The sequence below is a fragment of the Halorubrum sp. Atlit-28R genome (genome assembly GCF_003665955.1).
Lineage (GTDB): Archaea > Halobacteriota > Halobacteria > Halobacteriales > Haloferacaceae > Halorubrum > Halorubrum tropicale.
In genome coordinates, this window is the sequence record NZ_QPLS01000001.1 from 241,664 (window position 1) to 257,869 (window position 16,206).

At 71.5% G+C, this 16,206-nt stretch carries 22 protein-coding genes; 11 read left to right on the top strand and 11 right to left on the bottom strand.

Annotation, left to right across the window (positions count from 1 at the left end):
- Positions 1–74: 74 nt before the first annotated feature.
- Entirely contained in the window at positions 75–731 is a 657-nt protein-coding gene (locus tag DVK06_RS01305; protein WP_053772232.1) for an HAD family hydrolase, read from the bottom strand.
- Positions 732–869: 138 nt separating this feature from the next.
- On the opposite strand from DVK06_RS01305, the gene DVK06_RS01310 reads away from it, so the two are divergent.
- The 3 genes from DVK06_RS01310 (at position 870) to DVK06_RS01320 (ending at position 1,996) form a co-directional block, all read left to right on the top strand.
- A complete protein-coding gene (locus tag DVK06_RS01310) occupies positions 870–1,319 on the top strand; it encodes a TIGR00725 family protein (protein WP_121599022.1) in 450 nt (149 codons plus the stop codon).
- A gap of 264 nt (positions 1,320–1,583) precedes the next feature.
- Complete coding sequence (locus tag DVK06_RS01315; RefSeq protein ID WP_053772234.1) at positions 1,584–1,784, top strand: hypothetical protein; 201 nt, start codon at positions 1,584–1,586, stop codon at positions 1,782–1,784.
- Positions 1,781–1,996, top strand: coding sequence for a hypothetical protein (locus tag DVK06_RS01320; RefSeq protein WP_121599023.1), 216 nt, complete (start codon positions 1,781–1,783; stop codon positions 1,994–1,996). The genes DVK06_RS01315 and DVK06_RS01320 overlap by 4 nt, the downstream gene beginning before the upstream one ends.
- A gap of 41 nt (positions 1,997–2,037) precedes the next feature.
- Here DVK06_RS01320 and dph2 read toward each other — a convergent pair whose 3' ends face one another.
- Together dph2 and DVK06_RS01330 are read right to left on the bottom strand one after the other, a co-directional pair.
- Positions 2,038–3,081, bottom strand: a complete 1,044-nt coding sequence (gene dph2, locus DVK06_RS01325; protein ID WP_121599024.1) for a diphthamide biosynthesis enzyme Dph2 — start codon at positions 3,079–3,081, stop codon at positions 2,038–2,040.
- 93 nt (positions 3,082–3,174) lie between these two features.
- Positions 3,175–3,876, bottom strand: a complete 702-nt coding sequence (locus DVK06_RS01330; RefSeq protein WP_121599025.1) for a hypothetical protein — start codon at positions 3,874–3,876, stop codon at positions 3,175–3,177.
- 105 nt (positions 3,877–3,981) lie between these two features.
- Between DVK06_RS01330 and DVK06_RS01335 the strand changes: the two genes are divergently transcribed.
- From DVK06_RS01335 to DVK06_RS01350, 4 genes are all read left to right on the top strand, one after another.
- Complete coding sequence (locus tag DVK06_RS01335; protein WP_121599026.1) at positions 3,982–4,641, top strand: alpha/beta hydrolase; 660 nt, start codon at positions 3,982–3,984, stop codon at positions 4,639–4,641.
- A 69-nt stretch (positions 4,642–4,710) separates the two neighbouring features.
- Positions 4,711–5,085: a YlbF family regulator gene (locus DVK06_RS01340; RefSeq protein WP_053772239.1), complete on the top strand. Its 375-nt coding sequence runs from the start codon at positions 4,711–4,713 to the stop codon at positions 5,083–5,085.
- A 99-nt stretch (positions 5,086–5,184) separates the two neighbouring features.
- Positions 5,185–5,883, top strand: a complete 699-nt coding sequence (locus tag DVK06_RS01345; RefSeq protein WP_121599027.1) for a P-loop NTPase — start codon at positions 5,185–5,187, stop codon at positions 5,881–5,883.
- Between the two features lie 104 nt (positions 5,884–5,987).
- Positions 5,988–6,608, top strand: a complete 621-nt coding sequence (locus DVK06_RS01350; RefSeq protein ID WP_053772241.1) for a transcriptional regulator — start codon at positions 5,988–5,990, stop codon at positions 6,606–6,608.
- A gap of 24 nt (positions 6,609–6,632) precedes the next feature.
- On the opposite strand, the gene DVK06_RS01355 is transcribed toward DVK06_RS01350, so the two are convergent.
- Together DVK06_RS01355 and DVK06_RS01360 are read right to left on the bottom strand one after the other, a co-directional pair.
- Positions 6,633–6,893, bottom strand: a complete 261-nt coding sequence (locus DVK06_RS01355) for a hypothetical protein (RefSeq protein ID WP_053772242.1) — start codon at positions 6,891–6,893, stop codon at positions 6,633–6,635.
- A gap of 139 nt (positions 6,894–7,032) precedes the next feature.
- Positions 7,033–7,968, bottom strand: coding sequence for a peptidylprolyl isomerase (locus DVK06_RS01360; protein WP_121599028.1), 936 nt, complete (start codon positions 7,966–7,968; stop codon positions 7,033–7,035).
- Between the two features lie 178 nt (positions 7,969–8,146).
- Here DVK06_RS01360 and cyaB point away from each other — a divergent pair, with 178 nt between their 5' ends.
- The gene (cyaB, locus tag DVK06_RS01365) at positions 8,147–8,713 is read left to right on the top strand and encodes a class IV adenylate cyclase (RefSeq protein WP_053772244.1); all 567 of its coding nucleotides are present in this window, start codon (positions 8,147–8,149) and stop codon (positions 8,711–8,713) included.
- A gap of 15 nt (positions 8,714–8,728) precedes the next feature.
- On the opposite strand, the gene DVK06_RS01370 is transcribed toward cyaB, so the two are convergent.
- Complete coding sequence (locus DVK06_RS01370; RefSeq protein ID WP_121599029.1) at positions 8,729–9,214, bottom strand: MaoC family dehydratase; 486 nt, start codon at positions 9,212–9,214, stop codon at positions 8,729–8,731.
- A gap of 87 nt (positions 9,215–9,301) precedes the next feature.
- Here DVK06_RS01370 and DVK06_RS01375 point away from each other — a divergent pair, with 87 nt between their 5' ends.
- Positions 9,302–10,177, top strand: coding sequence for a CoA ester lyase (locus DVK06_RS01375; protein ID WP_121599030.1), 876 nt, complete (start codon positions 9,302–9,304; stop codon positions 10,175–10,177).
- Between the two features lie 70 nt (positions 10,178–10,247).
- The gene (locus DVK06_RS01380) at positions 10,248–11,501 is read left to right on the top strand and encodes a Glu/Leu/Phe/Val dehydrogenase (protein ID WP_121599031.1); all 1,254 of its coding nucleotides are present in this window, start codon (positions 10,248–10,250) and stop codon (positions 11,499–11,501) included.
- A gap of 19 nt (positions 11,502–11,520) precedes the next feature.
- Here DVK06_RS01380 and DVK06_RS01385 read toward each other — a convergent pair whose 3' ends face one another.
- From DVK06_RS01385 to DVK06_RS01405, 5 genes are all read right to left on the bottom strand, one after another.
- Positions 11,521–12,234, bottom strand: a complete 714-nt coding sequence (locus tag DVK06_RS01385; RefSeq protein ID WP_121599032.1) for a diphthine--ammonia ligase — start codon at positions 12,232–12,234, stop codon at positions 11,521–11,523.
- Positions 12,235–12,329: 95 nt separating this feature from the next.
- Complete coding sequence (locus DVK06_RS01390) at positions 12,330–12,899, bottom strand: hypothetical protein (protein ID WP_121599033.1); 570 nt, start codon at positions 12,897–12,899, stop codon at positions 12,330–12,332.
- 198 nt (positions 12,900–13,097) lie between these two features.
- Positions 13,098–13,442, bottom strand: coding sequence for a glutaredoxin (locus DVK06_RS01395; RefSeq protein ID WP_053772250.1), 345 nt, complete (start codon positions 13,440–13,442; stop codon positions 13,098–13,100).
- A 73-nt stretch (positions 13,443–13,515) separates the two neighbouring features.
- Positions 13,516–14,148 (bottom strand): transcriptional regulator GfcR, encoded by a 633-nt coding sequence (gene gfcR, locus DVK06_RS01400; RefSeq protein ID WP_053772251.1) that lies wholly within the window; start codon positions 14,146–14,148, stop codon positions 13,516–13,518.
- Positions 14,135–15,205, bottom strand: a complete 1,071-nt coding sequence (locus DVK06_RS01405) for a glucose 1-dehydrogenase (protein WP_121599034.1) — start codon at positions 15,203–15,205, stop codon at positions 14,135–14,137. Before DVK06_RS01405 ends, gfcR begins: the two co-directional genes overlap by 14 nt.
- A 107-nt stretch (positions 15,206–15,312) precedes the next feature.
- Here DVK06_RS01405 and DVK06_RS01410 point away from each other — a divergent pair, with 107 nt between their 5' ends.
- Positions 15,313–16,146 (top strand): NRDE family protein, encoded by an 834-nt coding sequence (locus DVK06_RS01410; RefSeq protein WP_121599035.1) that lies wholly within the window; start codon positions 15,313–15,315, stop codon positions 16,144–16,146.
- Positions 16,147–16,206 lie beyond the last annotated feature (60 nt).

The following is a 16,206-nucleotide window of genomic DNA, read 5'->3' on the forward strand; positions in this document are numbered from 1 at the left end:
CATCGGCGGCACGGCGCGCGCGGTCCGCGACGCGTCGCTGTCGAGGGTGAGGGTGGCGCGGGGGCGGGGCGGCCTCACTCCACGATGTCGTGGAGGTCGGAGAGCCGCTCTATCTCCCAGGTCGGCCAGACGTTCAGCTCCCAGTCGCGGCGGTGGGGACGGCGGATGAACGCCGAGTCGATGCCGGCGTTCTCGGCGGCGCGCACGTCCGACTCGTTGTCGCCGACGAACAGGGCGTTGTCGGCGTCGAGGTCGCCGAGCGCCTGGTCGATGTAGTGGGGATTCGGCTTGCGGAGTTGGAGCGAGTGGATCGTCGGCTCGCGGCCGTACGCGGCCCCCATGCGGTCGAAGCCGTCGAAGTGGTCGACGAGGAAGTCGACGGTCGCCTGCTGGTTCGACGAGACGATCCCCATCTGGACGTCGAGGTCCTGGAGCTCGTCGAGGTCGTCGTACGGGGTCTTGCGCCCCTCGCGGGCCTCCTGCTGTTGGGCCCGCGACACCACGTCGTCGCGCGTCCGCCAGAACGACCCCGGATCGAGGTCGTACGTCTGACAGACAGTGCCGACGCTACCGGGGGTCGCACCGATGGTCATCTGCTCTACGTCGTCCGGATCGGGCTCCTCGACGCCGCACTCTTCGAACGCGTCCCGGGTCGCGTCCCGGAGCACGTCGAAGCGCGTGCGGCCCACGAGGACACCGTCGTTGTCGAACACGACGGTATCGTACGTCATAGCATCCATTCACGGTGAGGCGGGATAAGGGTTTCAGTGGCGGTCTCACCGGCGAGAATCGACGCGAGGCGGTCGCTCTGCGCCGATCGAACGGGTCCTCCGGTCGGTTTTACCCGATCGCGGGGCGTGGGTCCCCGCATGCGCGTCAGCGTCATCGGCGGGAGCTCGGTCGGTCCGGAGACCGCGGCGGTCGCGGAGGCCCTCGGCGAACGGCTCGCGGAGCGCGGCCACGTCGTCGTCTGCGGCGGGCTGGGCGGCGTCATGGAGGCGGTCTGCCGCGGGGCCCGCGCGGCCGGCGGCGAGACGATCGGGATCCTCCCGACGGACGACCGCGCGGACGCGAACCGGCACGTCACGACCCCGATCGCGACGGGGATGGGCCACGCTCGCAACGCGCTCGTCGTGATGAACGGCGACGCCGCGGTCGCGGTCGACGGCGCGGGCGGCACGCTCTCCGAGATCGGGCTCGCGCTCGCGCAGGGGCGCCCCGTGGCCGGGCTCGACACGCACGCGGTCGACGGGGTCGAAGCCGTCGACTCGGCCGCGGCGGCGGTCGAGTACGTCGAGCGGGCCGCGCGGACGGACTGACGGGGTAGGGTCGACGCCTGGCCGCCGGTCGGGTGTGTTATCAGAGACGTCCGGGGCGGAACCGCGGTGTACAGCTCCGGCACCGCCGGTGGCTCCGACCGAACCGCTCGCAGTTCGCCACGCCTCGACGAGCGCACCGGCGCTCGGCGACGTCGGACCCGTCTCAGCCGTCACCGAACGTGGCTGCGGAGTCGACTCCGGGCACGTACTCTCGTAATTAGATGTAATTAAGATTTATCAGGCCGCGGCGAAACGGATCCGGCAATGAGCGACTACACCACGATCTCGCTGCGGAAGGAGTTCGTCGCGGACGTGGAGGCGTACATCGAGGACGAGCCGTTCGGCTCGGTCAAGGAGTTCGTGAAACACGTCGTCGTCCAGGAGATGGAGTCCGACGAGGGCGTCTCCGAGGCGGAGGCGAAACAGATCGCGCAAAAGCTCCGCGAGCTGGGGTACATGGAATGAGCGGGCGGCACCGGTCGGCCGAGTCGAGCGCTCTCGACGAAATCGAGCGCGCCGACCTCCTCCTGCTCGCCATCCCGCTCGCGTTCTGCGCCGCGTACGCGGCCGCGTCGCTCGTCGCCCGCGGGTACACGGTCCCCGTCGCCGGCGGCTCGCTCGCGGCCGGCGCCCTCGTGGTCGACGGGCTCTTCGTGAACCCGCCGGACGAGGCGTAGTCCGGGCTGCCAAAAAGGCCGAAAGACGCTTGCGAGCCGGCCTACCAGGTGTTGTGGAACGTGTCGAACTCGATCGAGTCGAGCGGCTTCTCGCCGATGGCGGCCTCGTACTCGCCGGGCGTCAGCATCGGCTTGTGGAAGCGCGGGCCGTCGTCGGTCGTGATCCGCGGACAGCCGGTGTTGACGAACGCGTCCATGTCGAAGTTGCGCAGGCGGTCCGGCGTCACCTCGTCCATGGTGATCAGGTAGGCGTTCTCGTTGTTGTCGACGATCTCTTGGGCCTTCTCCCAGCGGCCCTGGCCGATCTTCGTACAGAAGATGACGCCCCACTTCTCGGCGTCCATCGCCTTGTGGACCGCGGCATATCGCTGCTTGAGGAACTGGTCGTGCTCGGCGATCGACACCGCGTTGTTGACGGGGTCGGCGATGATCACGCGCTTGTCCGGGTGCTCCATCGCGAGCCCGACCGGGTGGAACTTCCCGCCGCCGACGTACAGCACCTGCTCGGCGTCGATGTCCGCGGAGGCGTAGTTACAGCCGAGCACCTGCCCCTCCTTGGTGAGGCGGTCGTCGCCCCGGCGGGTGTGGACCTCGTAGCCGCGCTCCTCTAACCAGTCGGTCATCTCCTCGAAGCGGTTCATGTGCTGGGCCGTCGTGACGAGCCCCACGTCGGCGTCCTCCTCCGGCGGCGCCAGCTCCTCGGCCAGCGCGTCCTCCATGATCGGGAACGGGTCGACGTTCGAGAAGAGGGGGACGTAAACGATGCTGTCGGACTCCTTCATCGGCGTGTGGCCGAAGTGGACGAACACGTCCGTCCGCCGCATCAGGTACGTGTCGAGGTCGCAGGCGCCGTAGCAGGGCTGCCCGGAGAGCATGAACGTCACGTCGTCGGGCGCGACCTCGCGGAGGTCGTCGGCGACCTTCGGGCCGCGGCGCTTCAGTCCCTCGGGGAACTGTAGCCCGACCTTCGAGGCGTCGCGTTCCTCGATGGCCTCGAGGATCCGGTCGAGTTCGTAGTCCCACTCGCGGTCGTGTTTGAGGGCCATCCCCGTCTTCGTCAGGTCGCCCTCCGTGGAGCCGCTCATGTCGAGCGAATTGTGCGGCAGGACGGTTAAACGGCGCGTTCGACCCCGAGCGTCGTTCCGGGCGGTCGCGACCGTCGCTGCCCCGCCGGGAGTTCAGGGGCCGTCGCCGGCGAGCAGTCGGGCGATCCACGCCCTCGGGCCGGGGAGGACCGCGCCCGCCTTGACCGCGACCGGATCCCGGTCGACATCGAACGGCGCGCGCCCGGCGTCGTCGCGTGCGGCGTCCCGAGGGGACCAGACTAACTCGGTGTCGGACTCGCGCTCGGGCGCGTCGCCGCGGACCGTCCACCCGGGCTCGCCGCGGACGGTGAGGCGGTCGGCGGCGAGGTACCGCGCGCCCTCGCCGCCCACGACGAACGGAGTCGAGGGCGAGGCGGGCGTCAAGGGGGTGAAGACCGTGACGCCGAGGTGTCGCTCCGTCGCGTTCGGGTCGCGGTAGTCGACGACGAGCGTCTTGCCGTCGAGCCGGGCGCTGAGGTCCCTCGGCTCCGCGACGCCGTCACGGGCCGCCTCGGCCGCGACCGCGCGACGGAGGCTGTCGTTCGCCGCGAGCGCGTCCGCGCCGGCCGCGAGGTCGGCGCGAGCCCGCCAGGTGGTCGAGCCGTTCGCGTGAATCGTGACGGTCAGTTCGCTCTCGCCGGCGACCACGCGCTCGCCGCTCGGCGCGGTCCGGTCGAGGTCGCAGACGCCGCACACCGGCGTCGGCGGGGCGCGGGCGTCGACGGCCGGGACGGCGACCGCCGCGGTCGCGCACAGGAGCAGTGCGACCAGCAGTGGGAGGGCGCGGGGACGCATGCGACCGGAGCTACTCCGGGAGCCGGCAAGTATCCTGTGGCGCCCGAGGGGGCCGCGCTGCCGCGGCCGACGGACCTAACCGCCGCCCTCACCAACCACGCACCGATGACCGACGTTCCGCTCGAACACGTTCACGTCGCGCCGGACGACGAGGCCGACGGCGAGCCCGCGCCCGCCGTCTTCGTCCTCCACGGCCGCGGCGCCGACGAGGAGGACTTGCTCCCCGTCGCCGCCGAGCTGCCGGGCGACCGCCACGTCGTCAGCCTCCGCGCGCCCGACCCGCTCCAGGGCGGGTACACGTGGTACGAGCTCGACCTCTCGGCGGGCGGCCTGGAGTCGAGCCAGCCGGACGCAGAGGACTTCCGCCGGAGCCTCGATCTGATCGTCGAGAGCGTCGAGGGCGCCGTGGACGCGTACGGGCTCGACGCCGACCGGATCGGCCTGGTCGGGTTCAGCCAAGGCGCGATCACGAGCCTCTCGCTCCTCCTCGAAGCGCCCGACCGCTACGCCTGGGTCGTCGCGCTCCACGGCTACCTCGCGGAGTCGCACGCCGACCTCGATCCGGCGGGGATCGACGGCAAGCCGGTCTTCGTCGGCGCGGGCGCCGGCGACCGCGTGATCCCCGAGTCGCGGACGCAGGCGGCGGTCGACCGGCTCGAAGCCGTCGGCGCCGACGTCGCTCACGGGAGCTTCCCGGGCGGGCACGGCATCGGCCCGCAGGAGCTCGAAGCGGTCGTCGAGTTCGTCGGGTCGCAGACGGCGTAGGGCACGCGGGAAACCGACTCGGAGCCCCGGCTCCGGCAGGTTCAAACCGCTCGCCCACGACGTTCCGGTATGAGCGTCGAACAGGTCTCCATCGAGGACCTCGGCCGAGAGCTCGGCGAGCGGATCGCCGAAACCCCGGAGTACGAGCGCTTCGAAGAGGCGAGAGCCGCGGTCCAGCGCGACGAGGAGGTCCAGCAGCGAATCGACGAGTTCGAGCAGCTCCGCGCGGAGTTCATGCAGGCCCGGCAGACCGGGCAGGCGACGAACGCCGAGCTCCAGCGCGTCCAGGAGGCGCAAGACGAGCTCCACTCGATGCCGGTGATGAGCGAGTACCTCGACGCGCAGGACGACCTGGAGGACACGCTGGAAGCGGTCAACGAGGCCATCTCGGAACCGCTCGCGGTCGACTTCGGCGGCGAGGCCGGCGGCTGCTGTCAGGACTGACACGCGGATCGATCCCGTCGGCGACTGCGGCGGAGAACTCACCGCACCGCGGCGCGTCGCCGACCGACTCCTTATCCCGGATCCCGACCCACAATCGCCGTGATAGCCGTCGCCGGCGGGAAGGGCGGAAGCGGAAAGACGACAACTACCCTTGGGCTCGCCCGCGCGCTCTCGCGGCGCGGCGCGCCGGTGGTCGCGGCCGACGCCGACTGGGACCTGCCGAACCTCGCGCGGTTGGCCGCGGAGACCGGCACGGAGTCGCCGGCGGCCGACGCCGGCGGCCACGTCGACGGGACGGGGGCACGGACCGTTCTCGGCGCGGTCCGCGACGCGGCTCCGCTCCGTCCGGACCGCTCGGGCCCGACGGTCCTCGCGGCGCCGGACGCGCCGCGGTCGGTCGACGCCGGCGCGACGTTCGACGCCCTCGCGGGGGCGACGCCCGACGGGGCGCCGGTACTGCTCGACAGTCCCGCGGGCGCGTCGCCGGACGTGGCCGCGCCCCTGCGGGCGGCGGACCGCGCGCTGATCGCGACGCCGCTCAGGCGCGCCGCGCTCCGCGACGCCGCGAAGACGGCGGCGATCGCCCGGCGGCTCGGCTGCCCGGCGGTCGGCGCGGTCGTGATCGGGGAGGCGAGCGTGCCCGACCGAGTGGCGAGCCTGCTCGGCTGTCCCGTCCTCGGGACGGTCCCGGACGGCGGCGGCGCCCTGCTGTCCGACCCGGCCGTCCGGAGCGCGTACGACGACCTCGCCTCGCGGCTCTGCGAGACCGCGGCGGCGAGCGGATGGCAGGTCGCGTGAGGATCGCGCCCACCGGCGACGCCGGAACGGCGGACGACGGGGTCGCGACCGGCCGAGAGGGCCGCCATCGACAGACCCAAGCCTCCACGGGCGGCAGCGATCGTATGGAGACGCTTCCGACTGGGATCTCGGTGCTGGACCGACAGTTCGGCGGGGGGCTCCCGAGCGGTAGCGTCGTCGTGTTGAAGGCGAACCCGGACAGCCAGTCCGAGCTCATCCTGGACCGGTTCGCCAGGGTCCGCCGGTGCCGCTACCTGACCACCGTCCGCTCCGCCGACGCGGTGGAGGCGTCGCTGAGCGGCGACGGCGACGAGGAGACGACCGTCGAGGCCCCGACGGAGGCCGGCGACCTCGACGAGGCCGCGGCGCTGACCGGCGACCTCCCCGAGGCCGGCACGCTGATCGTCGACTCCGTGGAGCCGCTGGAGGACGGCGCGGCGCCGGCGGCGTACGCCGAGTTCCTCGGCGACCTGCGGTCCCGGGTCGACGACGCCGGCGGTGTCGCGCTGCTCCACGCGCTCCGCGGCGGCGAGGACCCGCGGACGCGGCGGGTCACGGAGCAGGTCGCGGACGTGGTGTTCGACCTGCGCACGACCGTCGCCGGGACCGAGATCGCGAACCGCCTCGTCGTCCCCAAGTTCCGGGGCGGCGCGGCCCTCGAAGAGCCGCTGAAGCTGAAGCTCACGGACACGGTCGCGGTCGACACGAGCCGCGACATCGCCTGACGCGCTCGGCCGCCCCGACGCGGATTACGGCGCCGCGGACGCGAGGACCACGAGGACGCCCGCGAGGGCCGCCGCGACCGCCCAGTTCCGCGCGGTGTCGAACGCGCCGTACGGCCCGCCCTTCCGCGAGAAGAGGTACAGCGCGTAGACGGCGAGCGGCGCCAGCGTCGGCAGCGTCGCCACGGAGACGACGCCGGTGAAACTCGACAGCAGCGCGACCGCGACCGTCGCCGCGCCCGCGACCCCGGCGACGACCGCGTCCTCGCGCGCCCGTTCGATCTCCATACTCGGTGTGGACGCGGCGGCGGCCAAAAGGGATCCGTTCGCCGGACGCCCGCTCTCCGCCGGGTCGTGCGACTCGTGCGCGCCGGAGCCGCGGCTCGGCGAGAGAAAAAACGGCCGAACCGAGGCCGGCAGAAGCGCGTTACTCCTCGTCGATCTCGTCGACGATCTCGTCGGCGTCGACGTCGACGTCCTCGAGCGCCTCCTCGATGTCGACGTCGCCGGCGCCGGCGCCGCCCATGCCGCCCATCATGCCGCCGAGACCGCCCATGCCGCCGCCCTCGATGACCTCCTCGATGACCACGCGGTCGAGGTCGAGGCGGTCCATGAGGTCCTGCGCGATCTGCTGTTTCTGGAACATCCACTGCTGGTTCATCTGCATCGCCTGCGTCGCCGTGACGTAGAGGACGTCCTTCTCGACCTCCTCGGTCTCGACGGTCTCCTCGCCGTCGTCGTCCTCGGTGACGGTCTCCTCCTCCTCGGTCTCCGTCTCGATGCGGACCTCGGGCGCCTCCTGGAGGTACATGCCGAGCATGCCGGACGCCTGCTCCTCGCGGTCGTCGATAACTTCGATGATCTCGTACTCGTACTCGAGGTCCTCGCCGGCCAGCGGGTGGTTGAAGTCGACGCGGGCGCGGCCGCCGATGATCGTCTCGAGGTGGCCCTGCTGGTTGTCGATCTGGACCTGCGCGCCGGGGTAGCGGCTGTCCTCCGGGATCTTGTCGGCCTTGACCGTCTCGACCTCGTTGGGGTCGTACTCGCCGAAGGCGTCCTCGGCGGGGACGTCGACCGTGCCTTCGTCGCCGACGGTGCCGCCGATGAACGCCTCCTCGACGGAGGGGAACACGTGGCCGGCGCCGAGCGCGATGATGCGGGGCTCGAACTCGTACTCGTCGACGTCGATCTCGGCGTCCTCGGCCGTCTCCTTGTCGGTCGTGTCGATGACGCGGTCGTCGTCGGCCGTGCGGATCGTGTACGCGACGCGGACGAAGTCGCCGTCTTCGAGTCCGTCGGCGTCAGTCTCGGTCTCGGTCTCCTCGGCCTCCTCGGCCGCGTCCGCTTGCTCCTGATCGCTCATACCTGAAGGTCACCTGTTACACCCTTAAGAAGCACGGTTCGGCCCGAAGCCCGCCGGCGAACGGGAGACAGCGGCGGTTCGGCGGACGACGCGCCCCCCCCCCAACGGCCGGCGGTGCCGTCCCGGACCGCCGCGGAGTCCCGCGCCGCTTATGAACGCCCCGGCCGCACCCTCGGGCATGTACGAGGTCGAGATCAAGGTCCCGGCCGACCTGGACGCGACGCGGGAGCGCCTCCGGGAGGCCGGCGCCGAGCGCGTCGACGCCCGCCGGCAGCGGGACACCTACTACGACGCGCCGCACCGCGAGTTCGCCGAGACCGACGAGGCGCTCCGGATCCGCCGCGAGGTCCCGCTCTCGGACGGCGCGGCGACCGACGAGGAGACGGCGACGGTCACCTACAAGGGGCCGCTCCTCGACGACGCCTCGAAGACGCGCGCCGAACACGAGACCGGCGTCGACGACGGCGAGGCCCTCGACGCGGTCCTCTCGGGGGTCGGGTTCGAGCCGGCGGCGACCGTCGAGAAGCGGCGCGAGTTCTGGTCGTACGACGGCTTCACCGTGACGCTCGACGCCGTGACGGGCCTCGACGAGTACGTCGAGATCGAGCGGGCAGTAGAGACGGAGGCCGAGGTCGACGCGGCGCGCGAGGCGGCGGTCGCGGCGCTCGACCGGCTCGGCCTCGACGCGGCCGAGCAGGTCCGGACCTCGTACCTCGGGCTGCTGTTGGCCGCGGCGGACGACTGAGGCCGAAGGACCGCGTCAGTCGTCCCCGTTTCTCCCGTCGTCCGCCGGCCGCTTCTCCGAGAGGACGGTCCGCTCGAACTCGCAGACGAGGACGTCGTCGTCCCCGTCGACGACCTTGAACGCCTCCACGCGCATCGTGACGACGCCGCGCTCGCCGTCGCTCGTCTCCCGCTTGTCGGTGACCGTCGACCGCGCGCGGATCGTGTCGCCGTGGAAGACGGGGTTCGGGTGTTCCACCTCGTCGTACGACAGGTTCGCGACGATGGTCCCGTCGGTCGTCTCCGGGATGGAGAGGCCGACCGCGAGCGACATGGTGTACAGGCCGTTCACCAGGCGCTCGCCGAACTGCGTCTCGGCGGCGAAGTCGGCGTCGAGGTGGAGCGGCTGCTGGTTCATCGTCATGTCGCAAAAGCGCTGGTTGTCCGCCTCGCTGATGGTCCGCCGCTTCGCGTGGTCTATCGTCTCGCCGACCGCGAACTCCTCGTAGTACAGTCCGGGCATGGCCGCCCGCTCGGCCGGCGCAGTGAAATCGGTACCGCTCTCGGCTCGGCCGGCGGCTTTTAGCCGTGCGCCCACGGACCTCCGCACATGCCACGCCGAAGCCTGCTGTTCTCGCCCGGCGACAGCCCCGACCTCATGCGGAAGGCGCCCGGGGCCGGCGCCGACGTGATCTGCTTCGACCTCGAAGACGCCGTCGCTCCCGGTCGGAAGGACGAGGCGAGGGCGGCGGTCCGCGACGTGCTCGCGGACCCCGCGTTCGACCCGGACGCCGAGGTCTGCGTCCGGCTGACCGCCGAGTCGCCCGCGGCCGACCTCGACGGGGTGCTGGGGACCGGCGAGGGCGAGTCGAGGGAGAGCGGACCGGACGGCGTCCGCCTCGACGCGGTGATGCTCCCGAAGGTCGAGGCCGCCGACCGGGTCGAACGCGTCGCCGCGCTGTGCGCCGAGCGCGGGCGCGACCCCGCCGTGTTCGCGCTCGTCGAGACCGCCGGCGGCGTGCTCTCGGCGCAGTCGGTCGCGGCCGCGAACGCGACCGACGCGCTCGTCTTCGGCGCCGAGGACCTCGCCGCAGACGTGGGCGCGACCCGGACCGACGAGGGGACCGAGGTGTTGTACGCCCGGGAACATGTCGTCCTCGCCGCGAGCGCGGCGGGCGTCGACGCGCTCGACACGGTGTTCACGGACTTCTCCGACGAGGCGGGGCTCCGCGAGGACGCGGCGTTCGCGCGGCGACTCGGCTACGACGGGAAGCTCGCCATCCATCCCGCGCAGGTGGGCCCGATCACCGAGGCGTTCTCCCCGGACCCCGAGGACGTGGAGTGGGCCGAACGGGTCCTCGACGCGCGCGACGAGGCGGAGCGGGAGGGGAGGGCCGTCTTCCAGGTCGACGGCGAGATGATCGACGCGCCGCTCATCGCGCAGGCGGAGCGGATCCTGGACCGCGCGCCCGACGCCGACCGGTAGCGTCCGCCCGCTGCGGGGATTTTCCGGGCCGTCCGTCACAATTAACCCCCGTCCATCAGCACGTACAGGTATGTCTTCTGAGGCGAACCCGTTCGAGAGTCTGCGAGAGCAGGTGGACGACGCCGCGGCGGTCGTCGACGCCGCCCCGGGCGTCATCGAGCGCCTGAAGAATCCGGAGCGAGTGCTGGAGACGAACCTCACGTTCGAGCGCGACGACGGCTCGCTGGAGACGGTGCGCGCCTACCGCTCGCAGTTCAACGGCGACCGCGGCCCGTACAAGGGCGGCATCCGCTATCACCCGGGCGTCACCCGCGACGAGGTGAAGGCGCTGTCCGGCTGGATGGCGTACAAGTGCGCGGTCGTCGACGTGCCCTACGGCGGCGGGAAGGGCGGGATCGCCATCGATCCGGCCGACTACTCCGAAGGGGAGTTAGAGCGCATCACCCGGGCGTTCGCGACCGAGCTGCGTCTCCTGATCGGCGAGGACCGCGACATCCCGGCGCCGGACGTCAACACCGGCCAGCGGGAGATGAACTGGATCAAAGACACCTACGAGACCTTAGAGAACACCACCGCGCCCGGCGTCATCACCGGGAAGGCGCTCGACTCCGGCGGCAGCGAGGGCCGCGTCGAGGCGACCGGCCGCTCCGTCGCGCTGTCGGTCCGCGAGGCGTTCGACTGGCTCGGTCGGGACCTCGACGGCGCGACCGTCGCCGTTCAGGGGTACGGCAACGCCGGCTCCGTCGCCGCCGCGCTGATCGACGACCTCGGCGCGAGCGTGGTCGCGGTCTCCGACTCCTCGGGCGCGGTCTCGGATCCCGACGGGTTCGACCCCCGCGACGTGAAGGCGCACAAGTCCGAGACCGGGTCGGTCACCGGCTACCCGGGTACCGACGCGCTCACGAACGACGAGCTGCTCACGCTCGACGTCGACTGCCTCGTCCCGGCCGCGCTGGAGAACGCGGTCGACGAGGACCTCGCGACGGACGTCGCCGCCGACCTGATCGTCGAGGCGGCGAACGGGCCGCTCACGCCCAGGGCCGACGACGTGCTCGCCGGGCGCGATGTCCACGTCGTCCCCGACATCCTCGCGAACGCGGGCGGCGTCACCGTCTCTTACTTCGAGTGGGTCCAGAACCGCCAGCGGTTCAGCTGGACCGAGGAGCGCGTTAACGACGAGCTCGAACGGGTGATCACGGACGCGTTCGACACTCTGGTCGACACCTACGAGTCGAACGAGGTCGACACCCTCCGGACCGCGGCGTACGTCGTCGGCATCGGTCGGATCGTGGACGCGTACGACCAAGCCGGTAGCTGGCCGTAGCGGTCGCCGCTCCCCGCTCTCACTCCAGCCGCGCGTCCCGGATCTCGATGTGCCCCCGATCGCCCTCCCACACCGCGTCGTAGGTGAGGTCGATGCGGCGGTCCATGTGCGGCCCGTCGACGACGTACGTCTCGAACTCGCCGCCCTCGCCCAGCGGGTGGACCCCGTACTCCTCGCGGAGCGCGAGCAGGTCGTCGAGCGCGTCGGCGTCGAAGCGCCGCCCGAGCCACGACTCGTCGAGCCCGTACGCCGCCACCTGGACGATCCGGATCTCGAAGCCGGCGTCGAACATCGCCTCCGCGAGCTCGATCGGGTCCCGCTGCCACAGCGGCGCGAACAGCTCGATTCCGAGCCGGTCGCACATCGCCTGGATCCGGTTCGTCTGGAACTCGCTCTCGACCGCGCCCGCGGTGACGCCCGCGAGGTCGATGTCGTCGTCGGCCGCGAGCTCGCGGAGCGCCGCCTCCATCGGCTCCAGCTCGGCGTCGCCTTGCGCGCCCGCGTCGTCGACGTCGTCCGCGCCGAAGTCGTCGGGCGACACCTCGACGAGGTCGATCCCGACGCTCTCGGCCGCGAGCGCCGCGAGCTCCGTCGCCGGCGTGTGGTACATGTACGAGTCGCCGGCGGGGTGGACGGTCAGCAGCCGCGAGACGTCGAGTCCCTCCTCCAGCGCGCGGTACAGCGCCCACGAGGAGTCCTTCCCGCCGGAGAAGAGGCTCACCCAGTTGCTCATGACTCCGGGAGGGAGTCGCGCGGATAAAGGGTCGGCGGTCGGTCCGCGCTGGGACGCGCCGCCGCGAGGCCGCGTCTCGCGGGTCTGACGCGCCGTCAGTCCGAGATGAACTCGTTGTCGCGCCAGTTGACGCCGCCGTCCCCCTCGCCGGTGCCCTGCGGGCTCTCGACGACCTCAATGCTGGCGGGGCGCGGCTCGCCCTCGACGATCCGCGTCGCCTCCAGGTCGTCGTCCTCTTCGGTGATCGCGGTCAGCGTTCCCTTCTCTGAGAGGGTCGCGATCTTGCGGAGCACGAGGAACATCGGGTACTGGAGCGCGGAGTTCTGGAGGACGGTCTCGCGGTCGCCCTTGAAGCAGGCGAACTCGACGAGCTCGGAGGGGATCTCCTCTTCCTCGTCGTCCATCCACTGCGGGCCGCCGGCGCGGGGCGGCTCCTCCTCCCAGACGCGGGTCTCCGTGACCGACGCCTTCAGCTGCGCCGTGGGGGTGTACTTGCTGATCGACTCGTCGTCGGACAGGGCCTTGATGATGAGTGTGTTGTTTCGACGCGTGATGTCGATGTCGTCGATCTCCTCCGGCAGATCGGGGTCTTCGTCGAAGTACGTCTCTACGTCTTCGAGGGGCAGTTCGAGCGTCGAATGAAGTCGGAACACGCGGCCTGTCATTGTTTGTGGGATGCAGTGGGGTCGAACCGGTGGTCACGGCGGCAGCGGCAACGGCTGCACCTGCCCTATGTAGGCACCGTAGGTTTATATGGACTGCCCTTCGAGATGTGCGGATCGGCGCGGCGATCGGACGGGGTCACCGCGACGGGCCCACCGGTATCGCCGCGGGACCGAGTCGAATGTTACGCGGAACCCGGCTCACTCGGCGCCCAGCTCCGCGGCGAGCTCGCCGCGCTCGTCCAGCTCGGCGAGCACGTCGCTCCCGCCGACGAACTCGCCGTCGACGAACGTCTGCGGGATCGTCTCCCAGCCGCTGTGGGACTCGAGCGCCTCGCGGTACTGCGGCAGCGCGGGCAGCACGTCGACGGTCTCGAACTCCTCGACGTGCTGGGAGATCAGTTCGACGGCGCGCTGCGAGTAGCCGCACTGCGGCATCAGGCGGTTCCCCTTCATGAAAAGCACAACGTCGTTGTCGGCGATGGTCGCCTCGACGCGCTCCTCGATCGCTTCCGGGTCGGCGTCCGTTCCGGGGCTGAAGGTCATGACATCTCGTACGCGTCGGCGAGGCAAATGGGTTCCGCACGGGGCGTCCGCGCGCGGGCCGCGGGCGGCGCGCCTACTCGTCGCGGTCGACGCGGACCACGTCGACGAGCGAGTACACGGGGACGCCGTCTATCTCGTCGTACCCCATCTTGTCGACCAAGACGACGCACGCGACGGGCTCGCCGCCCTGCTCGCGGATCGCGTCGATCGACTCCCGCATCGTCGTCCCCGAGGTGATGATGTCGTCGACGACGTAGCAGTCGCGGTTCCGGATCGCGGCGAAGTTCCGCGAGAAGCCGCCGCCGTGCTCGTCGATGTCCCCCTCCTCCCACTGGTGTTTCGCGGGGGCGTACGTGCCGAGGTCGGTGTCGAGCCGGTCCGCGACCGCGGTGGCGAGCGGCGCGCCCGCCTTCTCGATGCCGACCGTCAGGTCGACCGCCTCGCCCTGCTTGACGAGGAGGTCCGCCATCGCGCTCGCCGCGTAGCCGAGGCGGGTCGAGTCGCGCCCGAGCGCCGACCAGTCGACGTGGATGTCGGCGGAGGCGGTCGCGTCGGCCGCTTCCGCGCTCTCGGCGCCGCCGCCGCGCTCGACGAGCCAGCTCGCCGTCTCGCGGGAGACGTTCAGCTCGTCAGCGATCTCGCCCTTCGAGAGCCCCCGCTCCGCGAGCTCGGCCGCGCTGTCTATCAGGTCGTCAACGTTCTTCATACACGGCGAATTCGACCGCCGTTTTAATAGTCGTGTCGTCATCCGCGAACGCGGCCTCGAAGTCGTCGAGCCCGTGGACGCCGGTCACGAGATCGCCCAAGAACTCGTCCGAGAGGTCCGAGAGCGACTCGACGGCGGACTCGAAGTGACCGTATCCGGAGTTGACGCTGCCGACGAGCGCCTTGTTGTGGAGGACGAACTCGCGGTGGAGCCGCCCGCCGTCGATCTCGAACTCCCAGTCGCCAGGGACGCCGAGCAGCGCGCCGACGCCGTTGGGCGCGAGCGCCTCGATGGTCTCGAACGCGTGCGGGGCGTACCCCGTCGCCTCGAAGACGAGGTCCATGGGCTCGTACGCGCCGGGCACCTCGGGGATCGGCGTCTCGTTGGAGTTCACATACGTCGCCCCCAGCGACTCGATGATATCGATCGTCGGGTCCGGGCGCTCGCGCCGCCCGAGACAGTAGATCCGCTCGAACTCCTCGTCGAGGGTCGCGACGGTCAGGAGGCCGAGCGACCCGTTGCCGAGGACGAGCGCGGACTCGGGCTCCCAGCGGAACGCCGACCGGCTGGCGTACGCGTGGTCGATCGCCTTCTCCGCGATCGAGACCGGCTCGACGAGGAACCCCCACTCGGCGAGCGCGGGCGGGATCTCGACTAAGAACTCCGCGGGGCTGGTGAAGTACTCGGCCATGAACCCGTGCGCGCCGACGATGCCGCGCTCGTGGTACTCACCCTCCGGCGCCATGTCCGGCTCGCCGCGCGCGAAGTACTCGTTGGCGCCGTTCGGCGGCCGGCGGACCGTCGGAACGACGACATCTCCGACCTCGAACGGCGTGTCGTTGGGGTCCTCGACCACGCCGACGGCCTCGTGCCCCAGCACGAGGTGGTCCTCGCCCGCGGGCGCCCCGCCGTGCCCGCCGGCGATGACCTCGTGGTCCGTCCCGTCGACGCCGACCCGCAGGGTCCGGACGAGCGCCTCACCGGGCGCGGGCTCCGGTCGCGGCTTCTCTGTCACGACCGGTTCGTCGGCTCCCTCGTAGACGGCTATCGCGTTCATGTCACGACCAAGGCGGTCAGCCACCAAAAGATTTCTTTTGTTGCGAGTAAACCTGCGCTCCGAGTCCCCCCGAGAGAGTTTTCAGTCGGTCCGGCGTACGGATCGCCGTGTGTACCCTGACCCTGGCGTGGCGGACGTTCGGCGACGCCCCCGTCGCGCTCGCCGCCACCCGCGACGAGGCGCTCGGTCGCCCGAGCGATCCCCCCGCGGTTCGCGGCCGAACGAGCGGTGACGGCGGCCAGGCGGGCGACGGCGGCCGCGGAACGAACGGCGACGCCGACGGGCGCGTCCGGTACGTCGCTCCGCGCGACGCGGAGGCCGGCGGGACGTGGATCGGGGTCTCCGAGGGCGGCCTCGTCGTCGCCGTCACGAACCGGTGGCTCGACGCCGACCGCGAGGGCGACCGCTCGCGCGGGCTGCTCGTCAGCGACTGCCTGACGGCCCCCTCGGCCGAGGCGGCGGTGCGAGCGGTCGAGCGCGAGCTCGACGAGCGCGACTACGACGGCTTCAACCTCGTCCTCGCGGACGAGCGGGCGGCGTTCCTGCTGGCGTACGACGGCGCCCTCGCGGTGACCAGACTCGATCCGGGCGTCCACGTCGTCGGCAACGTCGGCGGCGTGGTCAACGGCGCGGAGCGGTTCGCGGTCCCCGAGCGGCGGCGGGCGTTCGGCGATGAGCGCGCCGACAGCGCGAGACGAATCGCGGCCGCCCTGGTCCCGGAGCCGGGCGAGGCGGGCGCGTCGTGGCTCGACCGCGCGAGCGGCGTCCTCGCCGACCACGAGTACGGCGCCTGCCTCCACGGCGACGGGTTCGGCACTCGGTCGTTCACCCGGATCCGGACCGGCGACGAACCCGAGATGGCGTACGCCGACGGACCGCCCTGCGAGACGGCAGCGGAACCGGTGCCGCTCCCGGCCGACTTCGCGACCGGCCGCCGGTGAGACGGCCCCTGTGCGGCCGCGGGACGTGACGATCGGAAAGCCAGTTTTAAGTGATTCGGG

Excerpts from the sequence above, each read along its gene's own strand:
- DVK06_RS01320 (WP_121599023.1), top strand. The coding sequence starts at position 1,781 with ATGAGCGGGCGGCACCGGTCGGCCGAGTCGAGCGCTCTCGACGAAATC.
- DVK06_RS01390 (WP_121599033.1), bottom strand. The coding sequence starts at position 12,899 with ATGACAGGCCGCGTGTTCCGACTTCATTCGACGCTCGAACTGCCCCTC.
- DVK06_RS01375 (WP_121599030.1), top strand. The coding sequence starts at position 9,302 with ATGCCACGCCGAAGCCTGCTGTTCTCGCCCGGCGACAGCCCCGACCTC.
- DVK06_RS01395 (WP_053772250.1), bottom strand. The coding sequence starts at position 13,442 with ATGACCTTCAGCCCCGGAACGGACGCCGACCCGGAAGCGATCGAGGAG.
- DVK06_RS01385 (WP_121599032.1), bottom strand. The coding sequence starts at position 12,234 with ATGAGCAACTGGGTGAGCCTCTTCTCCGGCGGGAAGGACTCCTCGTGG.
- gfcR (WP_053772251.1), bottom strand. The coding sequence starts at position 14,148 with ATGAAGAACGTTGACGACCTGATAGACAGCGCGGCCGAGCTCGCGGAG.
- dph2 (WP_121599024.1), bottom strand. The coding sequence starts at position 3,081 with ATGAGCGGCTCCACGGAGGGCGACCTGACGAAGACGGGGATGGCCCTC.
- cyaB (WP_053772244.1), top strand. The coding sequence starts at position 8,147 with ATGTACGAGGTCGAGATCAAGGTCCCGGCCGACCTGGACGCGACGCGG.
- DVK06_RS01330 (WP_121599025.1), bottom strand. The coding sequence starts at position 3,876 with ATGCGTCCCCGCGCCCTCCCACTGCTGGTCGCACTGCTCCTGTGCGCG.
- DVK06_RS01335 (WP_121599026.1), top strand. The coding sequence starts at position 3,982 with ATGACCGACGTTCCGCTCGAACACGTTCACGTCGCGCCGGACGACGAG.
- DVK06_RS01405 (WP_121599034.1), bottom strand. The coding sequence starts at position 15,205 with ATGAACGCGATAGCCGTCTACGAGGGAGCCGACGAACCGGTCGTGACA.
- DVK06_RS01360 (WP_121599028.1), bottom strand. The coding sequence starts at position 7,968 with ATGAGCGATCAGGAGCAAGCGGACGCGGCCGAGGAGGCCGAGGAGACC.
- DVK06_RS01380 (WP_121599031.1), top strand. The coding sequence starts at position 10,248 with ATGTCTTCTGAGGCGAACCCGTTCGAGAGTCTGCGAGAGCAGGTGGAC.
- DVK06_RS01340 (WP_053772239.1), top strand. The coding sequence starts at position 4,711 with ATGAGCGTCGAACAGGTCTCCATCGAGGACCTCGGCCGAGAGCTCGGC.
- DVK06_RS01310 (WP_121599022.1), top strand. The coding sequence starts at position 870 with ATGCGCGTCAGCGTCATCGGCGGGAGCTCGGTCGGTCCGGAGACCGCG.
- DVK06_RS01355 (WP_053772242.1), bottom strand. The coding sequence starts at position 6,893 with ATGGAGATCGAACGGGCGCGCGAGGACGCGGTCGTCGCCGGGGTCGCG.
- DVK06_RS01305 (WP_053772232.1), bottom strand. The coding sequence starts at position 731 with ATGACGTACGATACCGTCGTGTTCGACAACGACGGTGTCCTCGTGGGC.
- DVK06_RS01315 (WP_053772234.1), top strand. The coding sequence starts at position 1,584 with ATGAGCGACTACACCACGATCTCGCTGCGGAAGGAGTTCGTCGCGGAC.
- DVK06_RS01370 (WP_121599029.1), bottom strand. The coding sequence starts at position 9,214 with ATGCCCGGACTGTACTACGAGGAGTTCGCGGTCGGCGAGACGATAGAC.
- DVK06_RS01350 (WP_053772241.1), top strand. The coding sequence starts at position 5,988 with ATGGAGACGCTTCCGACTGGGATCTCGGTGCTGGACCGACAGTTCGGC.